The organism is Pseudomonas simiae, assembly GCF_000934565.1.
Lineage (GTDB): Bacteria > Pseudomonadota > Gammaproteobacteria > Pseudomonadales > Pseudomonadaceae > Aquipseudomonas > Aquipseudomonas simiae.
The window spans coordinates 2,292,146-2,304,762 of record NZ_CP010896.1 but is presented as its reverse complement, the minus strand read 5'-3'; the positions used below and the strand labels follow the sequence as shown (position 1 = coordinate 2,304,762).

Sequence of the window (12,617 nt, the reverse complement as noted above, 5' to 3'; positions counted from 1 at the left end):
CCCTTTTTTATCAATGAGTTATGAATTGGCATATCCCTTGCTCATGTGCATTTGCCCATCAGGACCGTCCTGGGGCCAATAACAACAAGGGGTTATTTCATGAGTACACACAACATCCGCCTGGGTTTGATCGGTGCCGGACGCATGGGCAGTTTCCACGGCTTGACCGCAGCTCGGCATATCCCCGGTGCCAGCCTGGCGGCAATTGCCGACCCGACGCCTGGCCAGGCCGCTCGCCTCGCCGCTGAATTAGGCGTGAGCAAGGTCTATACCGACCCGCAGCAGTTACTCGACGACCCGGATATCGACGGCGTACTCATCGCCGCCCCTGCCCGCAGCCACGCCGAGCTGGTGATCAGCGCCGCCCGCGCCGGCAAGGGCATCTTTTGCGAAAAGCCCATGGCCATCACCCTCGATGAAGCCGATCGCGCCATCGCTGCCGCCGCCGATGCGCGGGTGCCGCTGCAGGTCGGCTTCAACCGGCGTTTCGCCAAGAGCTTTCGCACCGCGCACCTCGACGTCGCCGCCGGCCGCATCGGGACTCCGCAGTTGCTGCGCTCGCTGACCCGCGACCCGGCGCTGAACAACCCGGCCAATTCGCCGCAATGGGTGATCTTTCTCGAAACCTTGATCCACGACTTCGATACCCTGCGCTACCTCAACCCCGGCGCCGAGGCTGTGCAGGTCTACGTGATGGCGGACGCACTGATTGCCCCGGAATACAAAAGCAAAGGCTTCCTCGACACCGCCGTGGTTGCGATCCGCTTCGACAACGGCGCCATCGCCACCGCCGAGGCCAATTTCCAGGCCGTGTATGGCTACGACGTACGCGGCGAAGTGTTCGGCAGCGCCGGCATGCTGAGCATGGGCAGCCTCAACGATTCCGACCTTTTGCGCTACCTGGCCCAAGGCATTCAGGCCGACACCCAGCGCCTGGACACCGACCTGTTGCGCGACGCTTACATCGCCGAGCTCAACCACTTTGTCGACTGCCTGCGCAGCGGCGCCAAGCCGATGGCAAGCGGAGAGGATGCGCGTGCGGCCCTGGCGATTGCCCGTGCCTGCATCGAGTCGTTCGAAACCGGCAAGGCGGTGGCCATATGAGCCCATTCAAACTGGCGATCAGTGCCGAGATGGTGTTTCTCGACCTGCCCTTCATCGAGCGCGTAAAACGTATTCACGCGCTAGGGTTCAGCGCGGAAATCTGGAGCTGGACCAATAAGGACATCGCCGCCCTGGCCGCCACCGGCGTCGATTTCACCTCCATGACGGGCTATATCAGCGGCACCCTCACCGACCCCGACGGCATCCGCCAATTGCTCGACAGCGCCCGTGAGTCTTTGAGCGTCGCCGAACACTTGAACTGCCCCAGCCTCAACCTGCACGGCACCGGCCTGGGTGACGGCGGCCTGCCCGTTCAACCCGTGAGCCAGACCACCGGCCGCATGTGGCTGAGCGCCTGCAAAACCCTGGAAAAAATCGCCCGCCTGGGGGAAGACGCCGGCCGTGTGTTTCTGCTGGAAAACCTCAACACCGACGTCGACCACCCCGGTACGCCCTTCGCCCGCGCCGACGATACCCTGGCGCTGATCGAGGCCGTGGGCAGCCCCCACTTGAAGATGAACCTGGACCTGTACCACGCGCAGATCGGCGAAGGAAACCTGATCGAGCTGATCCAGCGCGCCGGCAGCGCCATCGGTGAAATCCAGGTGGCCGACGTGCCGGGACGCCAGGAGCCCGGCACCGGTGAAATTCACTACCCTGCCATTGCCAGGGCCCTGCACGCCATGGGCTACAGCGGCGTGGTCGCCCTGGAGGGCTGGGCCAGCGGCGACAGCGAGTTGGCCCTGGAGCGTTTCCGCCAGGCATTCACCCTATAACAATAAAAGGATCACCTTTATGAATCGCTATTCATTGTTTGCTGCCACGCTGTTGCTGTTGTTCAGCCAATGGAGCTTCGCCGCCTATCGCATCGGCGTGAGCATTGCTCGGGTCGACGATAACTTCATGACCTACGTGCGCACCGGCCTGGAAGCCGCTGCCAGGCAGCAGAACGTGCAGATCCAATTCGAAGACGCCCAGGGCGATGTGGTGCGTCAGCTCAATCAGGTTGAAGGTTTCCTCAACCAGAAGGTCGACGCGGTGATCGTACTGCCGGTGGACACCGCCGCCACCGCCAACATGACCCGCGCCGCCGTGGCAGCCAAGACGCCACTGGTGTACGTCAACCGTCACCCGGACGAGCGCACCCTGCCCAAAGGCGTGGTTACCGTGGCTTCCAACGACATCGAGGCCGGGCAACTGCAAATGCGCTACCTGGCGGAAAAACTCGCTGGCAGGGGCAATGTGGCGATCATCATGGGCGACCTTGCACAAAACGCCACCCATGACCGCACCGAGGGCGCCAAACAGGTGCTCAAGGACTTTCCCGGTATCAAGGTGGTCGAGCAGCAAAGCGCCGACTGGCAACGCAGCAAAGGCATGGACCTGACCAGTAACTGGCTGCTGGCGGGTACGCAGTTCGATGCCATCGTGGCCAATAACGATGAAATGGCGATAGGTGCCGCCATGGCGTTGCAGCAAGCGGGTAAAGCCAAGGGCGATGTGGCGATTGTGGGTATCGATGGCTTGCCCGACGGGCTGGCGGCGATCAAGCGGGGCTTGCTGACGGCGTCGGTGTTCCAGGACCCGAAGGCCCAGGCGACCCAGGCAGTGCAGGCGGCGGTGCGGATGATCAAGGGTGAGGCGATTGAGCCGGAGGTGTGGGTGCCGTTCGAACTGATCAAGCCTGAACAGGTGGCAGTGTTCGAGCAGCGCTACAAATAGCTCTGAGTACACAATGCGTGAGCGGGCTTGCTCCCGAATGTGATGGATCAGCCAATGAATTGGTTGACTGACACACCGCATTCGCGAGCAAGCCCGCTCCCACAGTTTTAATCCAGGTCGCTTGCAGAATGGCGCTCGGCCAACTGCTCGGCAGGCTCCCCGGACACCCGATTCACCCGCCGCCCCCGCTGCACCGCCGGTCGCGCTTCAATCGCATCCGCCCAGCGCAGCACATGCTTGTACTCATGCACCGCCAAAAACTCCGCCGCGCCATACAAGCGACCTTTGACCAACCCGCCATACCACGGCCAGATCGCGATATCGGCGATGGTGTATTCATCGCCCGCGATGTATTCGCTCACTGCCAGGCGCTGGTCGAGTACGTCGAGCTGACGCTTGGTTTCCATGGCAAAGCGGTTGATCGCGTACTCCATCTTGCTCGGCGCATAGGCATAAAAATGCCCGAAACCACCGCCCAGGTACGGCGCGCTGCCCATCTGCCAGAACAGCCACGACAAGCATTCGGCACGGGCCGCAGGTTCGGTGGGGAAGAACGCACCGAATTTCTCGGCCAGGTACTGCAGGATCGCGCCCGACTCAAATACACGGATCGGCGTGGCGCCGCTGCGGTCCAGCAGCGCCGGGATCTTCGAGTTGGGGTTGACTCCGACAAAGCCGCTGCCGAACTGGTCGCCGTCGCCGATCTTGATCAGCCAGGCATCGTATTCCGCACCGCTGTGACCCAGCGCCAGCAGCTCCTCCAGCAGGATCGTGACCTTCTGACCGTTAGGCGTGGCCAGGGAATACAGCTGCAGTGGGTGCTTGCCTACCGGCAGTTCCTTGTCATGGGTCGCGCCGGCAATCGGTCGGTTGATGCTGGCGAAGGTGCCGCCATTCTCGGTGTCCCAGGTCCACACTTTTGGGGGTACGTAATCGGTCATGCTTACTGCTCCAGAGGCGTTAGCGATCAGCGAAGCGCTCCAGACTAAACCAAAGGTTGATGGCGCGTCACACACTGATCCCAAGACCGCTTCAAAGATGCAACGGCACGCCCAGGGCTCCACTGCGCGGCACGCTTACCCGCAGCGCAATCAACAAGGCGGCCAGCACCATCAACACACCGGCACCGAGAAACACCCCGCCGATGCCGCTGAGACTGAACATCACGCCCCCACCGGCCGCACCCGCCGCAATGGCCGATTGCACGGACGCCACCACCATGCCACCGGCACTTTCCGCTTGATCCGGCACGGCGCGGGCCACCCAGTTCGACCACGCCACCGGCACCCCGCCAAAGGCCATGCCCCACAACGCCAGCAGCAATGCCTGGCCTGGCAGCGAGGCTGGCAGCAACACCAGGGCAAGTGCCGCGAGGCCCACCAATACCGGCATCAGCACCAACGTGCCGAGTGGATAACGTACCAGCATCCAACCGGCCAGCAGCGTGCCAACAAAGTTGGCTGCACCGAACCCCAGCAGCATCAAGGCCAACCCTTCGGTGCCCACCCCCGTGGTGCTTTCCAGAAAAGGCCGGATGTAGGTGAACAGCGCGAAGTGCCCGGTGTGTACCAGCACACAGCCAAACATGCCGATGGCGATGCCCGGGCGCAACAGCACGTCCAGCACCGTGCGCAGGCGTGCGGTGCCCGTCGGGGCCAGGCGTGGCAGCGTGAACAGCTGGAATGCCAGCGTCACCCCACCGACGGCCGCTGCGGCCACAAACGCACTGCGCCAGCCGTACATACCACCGAGGTAGCTGCCCAGTGGCACGGCAACCACCGTGCCTACCGCAATGCCACTGAAGATGATCGACAGCGCACGGGGCAGCAGCGCGGCCGGCACCAGGCGCATCGCCACCGCCGCCGCCATGCTCCAGAAACCGCCCAGGGCGACACCCAGCAAAATGCGCATCAACAAAAGCACCGCCAGGCTGGAAGAGAACGCCACCAACAGGTTCGAGGCAATCATCAGCAGGGAGAACCCCAGCAGCACCACGCGCCGGTCGATACCACGCGTGAGGCCGGGTACCAGCAGCCCGGCGAACAACGCCACCACTGCCGTCACCGTCACGGCCTGGCCGGCCAGCGCCTCGGACACCCCAAGGTCCACCGCCATTGGCGTCAACAGGCTGGCTGGCAGGTATTCCGCCGTCAACAACCCGAACACCCCCATGGCCAGGGAAAACACCGCCATCCAGGCTGGGGTGGCGGGCTCTGCCTGCGAACGGACAGAGGCTTGAGCTACACAATCATTCATCACACGACATCCTCGGGAAATTAGCGCGACGGCCAGTCTAGGTAGGTCAATCCGGATGATCTATGATGCAAACCCTTGAGTTTTTGACTGAAACCCCGACCATGACCCCAGCGGCCCCGTTCAACCTGTCCTCCGGCCTCATCGACGAGCTGCTGCGCGGCATGCGCCTGAGTGGGGTGCAATACCGGCGTATCCAGGCCGGGCCGAGCTTCGGCATGGGCTTTGAGGCCAAACCCGGACATGCCTACTTTCACTTCCTTGCCGCCGGGACGGCGACCTTGCGTACCGACGACGGCAGCCTGTTCGAGTTGTCGGCGGGTAATGCCGTGTTCATCTCCCATGGCGGCGCCCATGCGCTGTCATCCACGGCGGATCGGCCGGTGCAGGACATCAACGGCTTTGACGCGACCTCCCTGGGCGATACCGTGTGCGCCGTGGATGCCTCGCCCGACACGCCGCCCAGTACGTTGCTGTTCAGCGCCTGCATGGCGTTCGAACTTGGCAGTATCCAGGGACTCGGCAGCCTGATGCCGGCCTTGATGCTGATCGATGCCCAGGGCCAGCGTTATCCCGGCCTGATGCCGATCCTGGCGGTGATGGAACGTGAAGTATCCGCTGCGCGCATCGGCTACTCCGGCATCCTCGCGCGCCTGGCCGACGTGGTCGCCGCCATGATCGTGCGAGGCTGGGTGGAATGTGCCTGCGGTAACGCATCGGGACTGGTGGCGGCGTTGCGCGACACGCGATTGGCCGGTGCCCTGCTCGCTTTGCACCAGCAACCTGGACGCGATTGGAGCGTGGCGGAATTGGCTGCGCATTGTCATACCTCCCGATCGGTGTTTGCCGAGCGCTTCCAGGCCACCCTGGGGATCCCGCCACTGCGCTACGTGACGGAGTTGCGCATGCGCCTGGCCAGCCAATGGCTGACCCTGGAGCGGTTGCCTATCGAAGAAGTCGCGCTGCGTCTGGGTTATACCTCCCAGGCGGCATTCAGCCGCGCGTTCAAGCGCATTACCGGCCAGCCACCTGGCGCCAGCCGCCAGAACCAGCGGAGCCCGGCATGAACGATCGCCGCGCAGACATCATGACCCATCCTGTGTAGACAACTGGCGGTCGCCTATCAGCAATGATGGGGGGCCATTGCGCACGCCGATCCTGAGCCCTTACTCTCTTGAGCCATCACCTTGTTAGCAATGGAGGCTTCATGAAACTGATCGGCATGCTGGACTCGCCTTACGTACGCCGCGTGGCGATTTCCCTGGACGTGTACGGGATGGATTTTGTGCATGAACCGCTGTCCGTATTCCGCACCTTCAACGAGTTCGCCCAGATCAACCCGGTGGTGAAGGCGCCTACCCTGGTGCTGGACGATGGCACGGTGTTGATGGACTCAAGCCTGATCCTGGACTACCTGGAAGCCCTGGCCCCGCTGGATAAAAAGCTGCTCGCGCAGCAACCCAACGCACGCGCCCAGGACCTGCAAACACTCGGGCTGGCCCTGGCGGCCTGTGAGAAAAGCGTGCAAATCGTCTACGAACACAACCTGCGTCCAGCCGAGAAGCAACATGCGCCCTGGCCGGATCGCGTCAGCGGGCAATTGCTCGCGGCCTACTCGCTGCTGGAAAAGCACCTGCCTGAGAGCGAGGCGCTGACCCAGGCCTCGATTACGGCGGCGGTGGCCTGGTCGTTCAGCCAGTTCACCGTGGCGTCGGTTGTGAAGGCAGATGCGTTTCCCAACCTCAAGCGCCATGCCGAGCGGCTGGAGCAGCACCCGGCGTTCAAGCGTTACCCTATCGAATAAACGATGCAGAGCGGGATTGTGTGGGAGCGGGCTTGCCCGCGAAGACGGTGTATCAGTTGGTACATGTGCCGACTGACGCTCTGCCTTCGCGGGCAAGCACGCTCCCCCATAAGCTCTCTGCCACCGTGAGTCGAACGGGGCCGACTCAGACCCACCCACCATCCACGATAAAGTTCTGCGCCGAACACATCGCCGATGCATCAGAGGCAAGGAACAACGCCATGTTGGCGATGTGTTCCGGCAGCACGCTGCCCGGCAAACATTGACTGCGGCTGATCAGTTCCTTGGCGGCATCGTCGACCCACATCGCCAGTTGTTTTTCCGTCATCACCCAACCCGGCACCAGCGTATTCACGCGGATGCGGCTCGGTCCCAGTTCACGAGCCAGCGCACGGGTCATGCCGTGGGCGGCGGCTTTGCTGGCGGCGTACACCGGGTAGCCAGCGGAGGCCATCATCCAGCCGACGGAGCCGAGGTTGATGATCGCACCGCCGCCCGCGCTTTTCATCATTGGCACCACGGCCTTGGCGGCGAAGAAAGCGTGCTTGAGGTTGACGGCGATGAGCCGGTCGAACATCTCCGAGTCGACTTCCTCCAAGGTGTGGCGCGCGTCATTGGCGGCGTTGTTCACCAGCACGGAGATCGGTCCCAGGGAGTGTTCGAAGCGCCCAATGGCAGCCTTGTAGGCGATCTCATCGGTGATATCGCAATTCACAAACTCAACGGTGTGCCCGCGCGAACTCAATAGCGCCGCCAGGCGCTCGCCCTGGCTTTGGGCGCGGTCGACAAAGCCGACCTTGGCACCTTGGGCGGCGAAGGCGCGCACCATAAATTCGCCAATACCCGAGGCGCCACCGGAGATCAGGACAGTCTTGCCTTCAAGGTCGGGGTAAACCGCATGCTGAGTGTTCATATAGAGGTGCCTCGCTTAATTAGTCTTATTTTATTTTGCAAAAACGGCGTTAAAGGCTATAAATTCGCTGTCCAACCGACAAAATATCGCACATTAGTAGAACTATTCCACCCAAAACAACAAAAGGAAGTTCGACCATGAAGCACCCTCGTTACCTGCTCTCCGGCCTCGCCCTGTCCATGCTGGTCGCCAGTGGCGGCGCCCAGGCTGCAGGCCTTACCAGCGAGCACAAACCTTTCGGTAAAACCAACGACGGCACCGCCGTCGAACAGTACGTGTTGCGCAACAGCCATGGCATGCAAGCCACGGTGATTACCTACGGCGGCGTGTTGCAGTCGCTGAAGGTGCCGGACAAGCACGGCAAGGTCGAGGACGTGGTGCTGGGCTTCGACGACGTGCAGGGCTATCAAAGCGGTACGGCGTTTTTCGGCGCGACCATCGGGCGCTTCGGCAATCGCCTCGCGGGCGGTGCCTTCGAGCTCGACGGCAAGCGTTACCAGGTTCCGCTCAACGATGGCCCCAACTCGCTGCATGGCGGCGCCCAGGGCTTCGACAAGCACGTATGGAAAGCCACGCCCGTCAAGGCCAAGGACTCCGTGGGCGTGACCCTCACCTACCTGTCCAAGGACGGTGAAATGGGCTTCCCCGGCAACCTGAAGACCGAGGTCACCTACCGCCTCAACGACAACAACGAACTGCACATCGATTACACCGCCACCACCGACAAACCCACGGTGCTCAACCTCACCAACCACAGCTACTTCAACCTCGCCGGTGCGGGCAATGGCGACATCCTCAAGCAAGTCGCTACCTTGCATGCCAGTCATTACACGCCGGTGAATGCCACCTTGATCCCTACCGGCAAACTGGCACCTGTCAAAGGCACGCCGATGGACTTCCTCAAGCCCACGCCGATCGGCCAGCACATCAAGGACGATCACCCGCAGCTCAAATTCGCCGAGCCGAAACAGGGAGGGTTCGACTTCAACTGGGCGCTGGATACCAAAGGTGATGTGAAACAGCTTGCGGCCGAGGTGCATGATCCTGAGTCCGGACGGCGTTTGCAGCTGTTTACCACGGAGCCTGGGGTGCAGTTCTACACCAGCAACTTCCTGGATGGGTCGGTGAAGGGCAAGGCTGGGAAGACCTACCTGCACTGGAGCGGGTTCACGCTGGAGACCCAGCATTTTCCAGATGCGCCCAACCAACCCAAGTTTGCCTCGACCCGCCTGAACCCAGGGCAGACTTACACCCAGAACACCGTCTTCAAATTCTCCGCCGATTAAACCTTAGGGAGCGGGCTTGCCCGCTCCCACATCTAGTCTTCACAGGGCATGACTCAGCGTTGCTTCATGCGGTCGATGACGACGGCCAGGAGCAGGATCGAGCCGCGGATCACGTACTGATAAAAGGTGTCGATGTTCTTCAGGTTCATCGCATTCTCAATGATCGCCAAAATCAACACACCGGCGATCACGTGGCGGATCATCCCAACCCCGCCGCTCAGCGACACCCCGCCCAATACGCACGCCGAAATCACCGTCAGCTCGAAACCCTGGCCAATCATCGGCTGGCCGGAAGTCATGCGCGACGCCAATATCACTCCGGCCAACGCCCCGATCACCCCATGCACGGCAAAGATCAGGATCTTGGTGCGGTCCACATTCACGCCCGCCAGCAACGCGGCTTCCGGATTGCCGCCGATGGCCATGGTGTTGCGCCCGTAAGTGGTGTAGTTGAGCAGCCAGCCGAAGAACAGGAAGCACAGGATAGTGATCAGGATCGGCACCGGCACGCCCATCAGTTGGCCATTGCCGAAGACAAAGAATTGATCCTGGGACACCCCCACCGCCTTGCCGTTGGCAAAAATGTAGGCCAGGCCACGCACGATTTGCATGGTCGCCAAGGTGGTGATCAGCGCATTGACCCGCAGCTTGGCGATGACGATGCCGTTGATCAGCCCTACCATCAGGCCCATCAGCAGCGCAGCGCCAATGCCGAGCATGACGCTGTCGGTGTCGCGCATCACAATCGCCGCCACCACGCCGGCGCAGGCGATCACCGAGCCTACGGACAGGTCAAAGTGCCCCGACGCCAGGCAAAACAGCATGGTGCAGGCGGCGATGCCCACGGTGGAAATCGCCAGACCCAGGCCGCGCATATTCAGGGGTGAGAGGAAGTTGTCGATCAGCAAGGCGCACAGCAAAAAGATGCTCACGGCGGCCAGCAGCATCGCCCAGTTGTCCAGCAAGGCGCGCAGGTCAAGCGGCTTGCGCGCGGTGGGCAGCACGTTGTGTTGAGTGGTCATAGTCGTCTCTCAGTTCGCCACGCTGCGCGGCAAGGCCAGTTGCAGCAGGTTGGATTCAGTCGCGTGCTCACGGGTTTGTTCGCCGCGCAGCGCGCCTTCGCACAGCACCAGGATGCGATCGGCGATGCCCATCACCTCCATCAAGTCGCTGGACACCACGATCACCGCAATGCCTTGGGCAGCCAGGTTATGGATGATCTGGTAGATCTCGGCCTTGGCGCCGATATCGATGCCGCGGGTGGGTTCGTCCAGCAGCAGCACCTTCATCGGCATCGACAGCCAGCGGCCGAGAATGGCCTTCTGCTGGTTGCCGCCGGAGAGGTACATGATTTTTTGCGCCGCGTTGGGTGTCTTGACCTTCATGGCGTTGATCTGCTGATCGGCGTTGCCCTTCTCCCAGCCTTCACGCAGCAACCAGCCGAACGTGGAATGGGCACCGCGTGCGCTGATATTGATGTTCTCGGCGACACTGGACAGCGGAATGATGCCCTCCTTCTTACGGTCTTCCGGGCACAGCAGCACGCCGGCGGCGATGGCGTCCCGTGGTGACTGCAAGTGCAAGGGCTCGCCGCAGAGCTCCAGTTGCCCGGCGCTGGCACGTTCCAGGCCGCTGAGCAGGCGGAACAACTCCGTCCGCCCTGCGCCTACCAGCCCGAACAGGCCAAGAATCTCGCCCTTGCGCACGTTGAAACTGACCGGCTCACGCAGACCGGGGCCCAGCAGGCCGTCGACCTTGAGCGCCACTTCGCCGTGCTCACGCGGACGGTAGTCGTAGATGTCCTGGATATCGCGACCGACCATGCACGTCACCAACTGGTCATGGGTCAGCGCGCTCATGTCCTCGAACGTGCGCACGTAGCGACCGTCCTTGAACACCGTGACCGCGTTGCAGATGCGGAATACTTCTTCCATGCGGTGCGACACGTAGAGCACCACTTTGCCCTCATCGCGCAGACGCGCGATGATCGCCATCAAGCGGTCGATTTCGCGCGCGGAGAGGCTGCTGGTGGGCTCGTCGAAGGCGATTACATGGGCGCCACGGGACAGCGCCTTGGCGATTTCCACCAGTTGGCGCTGGCCCAGGGACAGACGCCCGAGTTTCTCGGCCGGATCGATTTCATCCGCCAGGCCCTTGAGGCAAGCGAGGGCCTGCTTGCGCAGGAGCCCCCGGTTGACCACGCCGAAACGCGACGGTAAATGCCCGAGGAACAGGTTCTCGGCCACGCTCATTTCCGGCACCAGATGCAGTTCCTGATGGATCACCGCCACACCGCTGGCAATACTGTCGGCGGCGCTTTTGAAGGCCATGACCTGCTCGCCGATCTGCAGCGTGCCGCTGTTGGGAATGTAGGCGCCGCCGAGGATCTTCAGCAGCGTCGACTTGCCCGCGCCGTTCTCGCCCATCAGCGCGTGCACCTGCCCAGGGTGGGCGCTGAAGCTGATGCCATCCAGCGCCTTGACCCCGGGGAAGGTTTTGCCAATGCCGTCAAATCGCAAGGCAGCAGCGGTCATTGCCACAGCCCGATCTTGGTCAGTTCGGCCTGGAAGTTCTCACGGGTGATCAAGGTCACCTCATCCATGGCGGTGTATTTGGCAGGCTCGGTGCCTTTGGTGACCCACTCGTACATCATCAGCGCCGTGTTATAGCCCTCGATATGGGGGCTAGGCAGCATCGAGCCGAAGAAACCACTGCTTGGCTTTTTCAGTTCGCCAATGGCGTCGGTGCCATTGATGCCGATGCCGATCACGTTGGCCGCCTTGAAGCCGGCGCTTTCGGTGGCGCGCACGCCGCCCAGCACGGTGTTGTCGTTCATGCCGCCGATGATCAGGTTTTTCGCGCCACTGGGCAGTTTCACCAGGGCCGAATTGGTGGCGTCCATGCTGCCTGGGACATCCAGGGTTTTGGCGGCAGTAAACAGGATGTGATCCTTGGGAATACCCGCTTCCTCCAGGGATTTGACCGAACCATCGGTGCGTTTTTTACCCGTGTCGAGCTCGTTGAAGGTGTTGATCACCGCATAGGTGTCCTTCCAGTCCCAGCCGCGTTTTTTCGCTTCGGCGGCCATGGCGGCGCCCTGCTTCTGGCCGACTTCGAAGGCCGCCATGCCCAGATACGGCACGTCCTCCATGAAGTTGCCCTTGGCATCCACGAATCGGTCGTCCACCGCGATGACTTTCAAGCCGTTGGCCTTGGCCTTGGCGACGATGGCCGGGCCGAGGGAAACGTCCGGCGGGCAGATCACAAAACCCTTGGCGCCGTTGGCAGCCAGGCTGTCGATGGCCGAGAGGGTTTTCTCGCCGTCGGGCACGGCGATCTTGATCACGGTGAAGCCATGTTCCTTGCCGGCTTTCTCGGCAAAGGCCCATTCGGTCTGGAACCATGGTTCCTCGGCCTGTTTGACCAGGAAACCGATTGTCACTTCCTCAGCGGCCAGCAACAGCCCGCTCAAACTCATGGCCGAGACCGCCACAGCGGCGCAGCACAGGGAACGCAAACCACGACGACGATTCAT

Annotated in this window: 12 protein-coding genes; 6 read left to right on the top strand and 6 right to left on the bottom strand. The window is 62.1% G+C overall.

What is annotated here, in order from left to right; translation table 11 throughout:
• Positions 1-99 precede the first annotated feature (99 nt).
• Genes PF1751_RS10535 through PF1751_RS10525 form a run of 3 tightly spaced genes read left to right on the top strand, consistent with a single transcriptional unit; the run spans position 100 to position 2,826 of the window.
• The gene (locus PF1751_RS10535; protein ID WP_010211200.1) at positions 100-1,104 is read left to right on the top strand and encodes a Gfo/Idh/MocA family oxidoreductase; all 1,005 of its coding nucleotides are present in this window, start codon (positions 100-102) and stop codon (positions 1,102-1,104) included.
• Positions 1,101-1,880, top strand: a complete 780-nt coding sequence (locus PF1751_RS10530) for a TIM barrel protein (RefSeq protein WP_010211201.1) — start codon at positions 1,101-1,103, stop codon at positions 1,878-1,880. The genes PF1751_RS10535 and PF1751_RS10530 overlap by 4 nt, the downstream gene beginning before the upstream one ends.
• A gap of 19 nt (positions 1,881-1,899) precedes the next feature.
• On the top strand, positions 1,900-2,826 hold the full coding sequence (locus tag PF1751_RS10525; protein WP_021493333.1) for a sugar ABC transporter substrate-binding protein: 927 nt from the start codon (positions 1,900-1,902) through the stop codon (positions 2,824-2,826).
• A 107-nt stretch (positions 2,827-2,933) separates the two neighbouring features.
• On the opposite strand, the gene yghU is transcribed toward PF1751_RS10525, so the two are convergent.
• Together yghU and PF1751_RS10515 are read right to left on the bottom strand one after the other, a co-directional pair.
• Positions 2,934-3,767, bottom strand: a complete 834-nt coding sequence (gene yghU / locus PF1751_RS10520; RefSeq protein ID WP_010211203.1) for a glutathione-dependent disulfide-bond oxidoreductase — start codon at positions 3,765-3,767, stop codon at positions 2,934-2,936.
• 91 nt (positions 3,768-3,858) lie between these two features.
• On the bottom strand, positions 3,859-5,082 hold the full coding sequence (locus PF1751_RS10515) for an MFS transporter (RefSeq protein WP_029529179.1): 1,224 nt from the start codon (positions 5,080-5,082) through the stop codon (positions 3,859-3,861).
• 65 nt (positions 5,083-5,147) lie between these two features.
• On the opposite strand from PF1751_RS10515, the gene PF1751_RS10510 reads away from it, so the two are divergent.
• Positions 5,148-6,146, top strand: coding sequence for an AraC family transcriptional regulator (locus PF1751_RS10510; protein ID WP_042571554.1), 999 nt, complete (start codon positions 5,148-5,150; stop codon positions 6,144-6,146).
• Positions 6,147-6,286: 140 nt separating this feature from the next.
• Positions 6,287-6,883, top strand: a complete 597-nt coding sequence (locus tag PF1751_RS10505; protein ID WP_044286983.1) for a glutathione S-transferase — start codon at positions 6,287-6,289, stop codon at positions 6,881-6,883.
• Positions 6,884-7,028: 145 nt separating this feature from the next.
• Here PF1751_RS10505 and PF1751_RS10500 read toward each other — a convergent pair whose 3' ends face one another.
• Positions 7,029-7,796: an SDR family NAD(P)-dependent oxidoreductase gene (locus tag PF1751_RS10500; RefSeq protein ID WP_010211208.1), complete on the bottom strand. Its 768-nt coding sequence runs from the start codon at positions 7,794-7,796 to the stop codon at positions 7,029-7,031.
• Positions 7,797-7,933: 137 nt separating this feature from the next.
• Here PF1751_RS10500 and PF1751_RS10495 point away from each other — a divergent pair, with 137 nt between their 5' ends.
• A complete protein-coding gene (locus PF1751_RS10495) occupies positions 7,934-9,082 on the top strand; it encodes an aldose epimerase family protein (RefSeq protein WP_042571522.1) in 1,149 nt (382 codons plus the stop codon).
• Positions 9,083-9,135: 53 nt separating this feature from the next.
• On the opposite strand, the gene araH is transcribed toward PF1751_RS10495, so the two are convergent.
• The 3 genes from araH to PF1751_RS10480 are packed head-to-tail and all read right to left on the bottom strand — an operon-like array spanning position 9,136 to position 12,617.
• Positions 9,136-10,104: an L-arabinose ABC transporter permease AraH gene (araH, locus tag PF1751_RS10490; protein WP_010211211.1), complete on the bottom strand. Its 969-nt coding sequence runs from the start codon at positions 10,102-10,104 to the stop codon at positions 9,136-9,138.
• A gap of 9 nt (positions 10,105-10,113) precedes the next feature.
• On the bottom strand, positions 10,114-11,616 hold the full coding sequence (araG, locus tag PF1751_RS10485) for an L-arabinose ABC transporter ATP-binding protein AraG (RefSeq protein WP_044286982.1): 1,503 nt from the start codon (positions 11,614-11,616) through the stop codon (positions 10,114-10,116).
• Positions 11,613-12,617, bottom strand: coding sequence for a substrate-binding domain-containing protein (locus tag PF1751_RS10480; protein WP_044286981.1), 1,005 nt, complete (start codon positions 12,615-12,617; stop codon positions 11,613-11,615). The genes araG and PF1751_RS10480 overlap by 4 nt, the downstream gene beginning before the upstream one ends.

Coding starts and splice junctions, on each gene's coding strand:
- PF1751_RS10530 (WP_010211201.1), top strand. CDS start 1,101: ATGAGCCCATTCAAACTGGCGATCAGTGCCGAGATGGTGTTTCTCGAC.
- PF1751_RS10515 (WP_029529179.1), bottom strand. CDS start 5,082: ATGAATGATTGTGTAGCTCAAGCCTCTGTCCGTTCGCAGGCAGAGCCC.
- araG (WP_044286982.1), bottom strand. CDS start 11,616: ATGACCGCTGCTGCCTTGCGATTTGACGGCATTGGCAAAACCTTCCCC.
- yghU (WP_010211203.1), bottom strand. CDS start 3,767: ATGACCGATTACGTACCCCCAAAAGTGTGGACCTGGGACACCGAGAAT.
- PF1751_RS10535 (WP_010211200.1), top strand. CDS start 100: ATGAGTACACACAACATCCGCCTGGGTTTGATCGGTGCCGGACGCATG.
- PF1751_RS10495 (WP_042571522.1), top strand. CDS start 7,934: ATGAAGCACCCTCGTTACCTGCTCTCCGGCCTCGCCCTGTCCATGCTG.
- PF1751_RS10480 (WP_044286981.1), bottom strand. CDS start 12,617: ATGAATCGTCGTCGTGGTTTGCGTTCCCTGTGCTGCGCCGCTGTGGCG.
- PF1751_RS10500 (WP_010211208.1), bottom strand. CDS start 7,796: ATGAACACTCAGCATGCGGTTTACCCCGACCTTGAAGGCAAGACTGTC.
- PF1751_RS10505 (WP_044286983.1), top strand. CDS start 6,287: ATGAAACTGATCGGCATGCTGGACTCGCCTTACGTACGCCGCGTGGCG.
- PF1751_RS10525 (WP_021493333.1), top strand. CDS start 1,900: ATGAATCGCTATTCATTGTTTGCTGCCACGCTGTTGCTGTTGTTCAGC.
- PF1751_RS10510 (WP_042571554.1), top strand. CDS start 5,148: ATGCAAACCCTTGAGTTTTTGACTGAAACCCCGACCATGACCCCAGCG.
- araH (WP_010211211.1), bottom strand. CDS start 10,104: ATGACCACTCAACACAACGTGCTGCCCACCGCGCGCAAGCCGCTTGAC.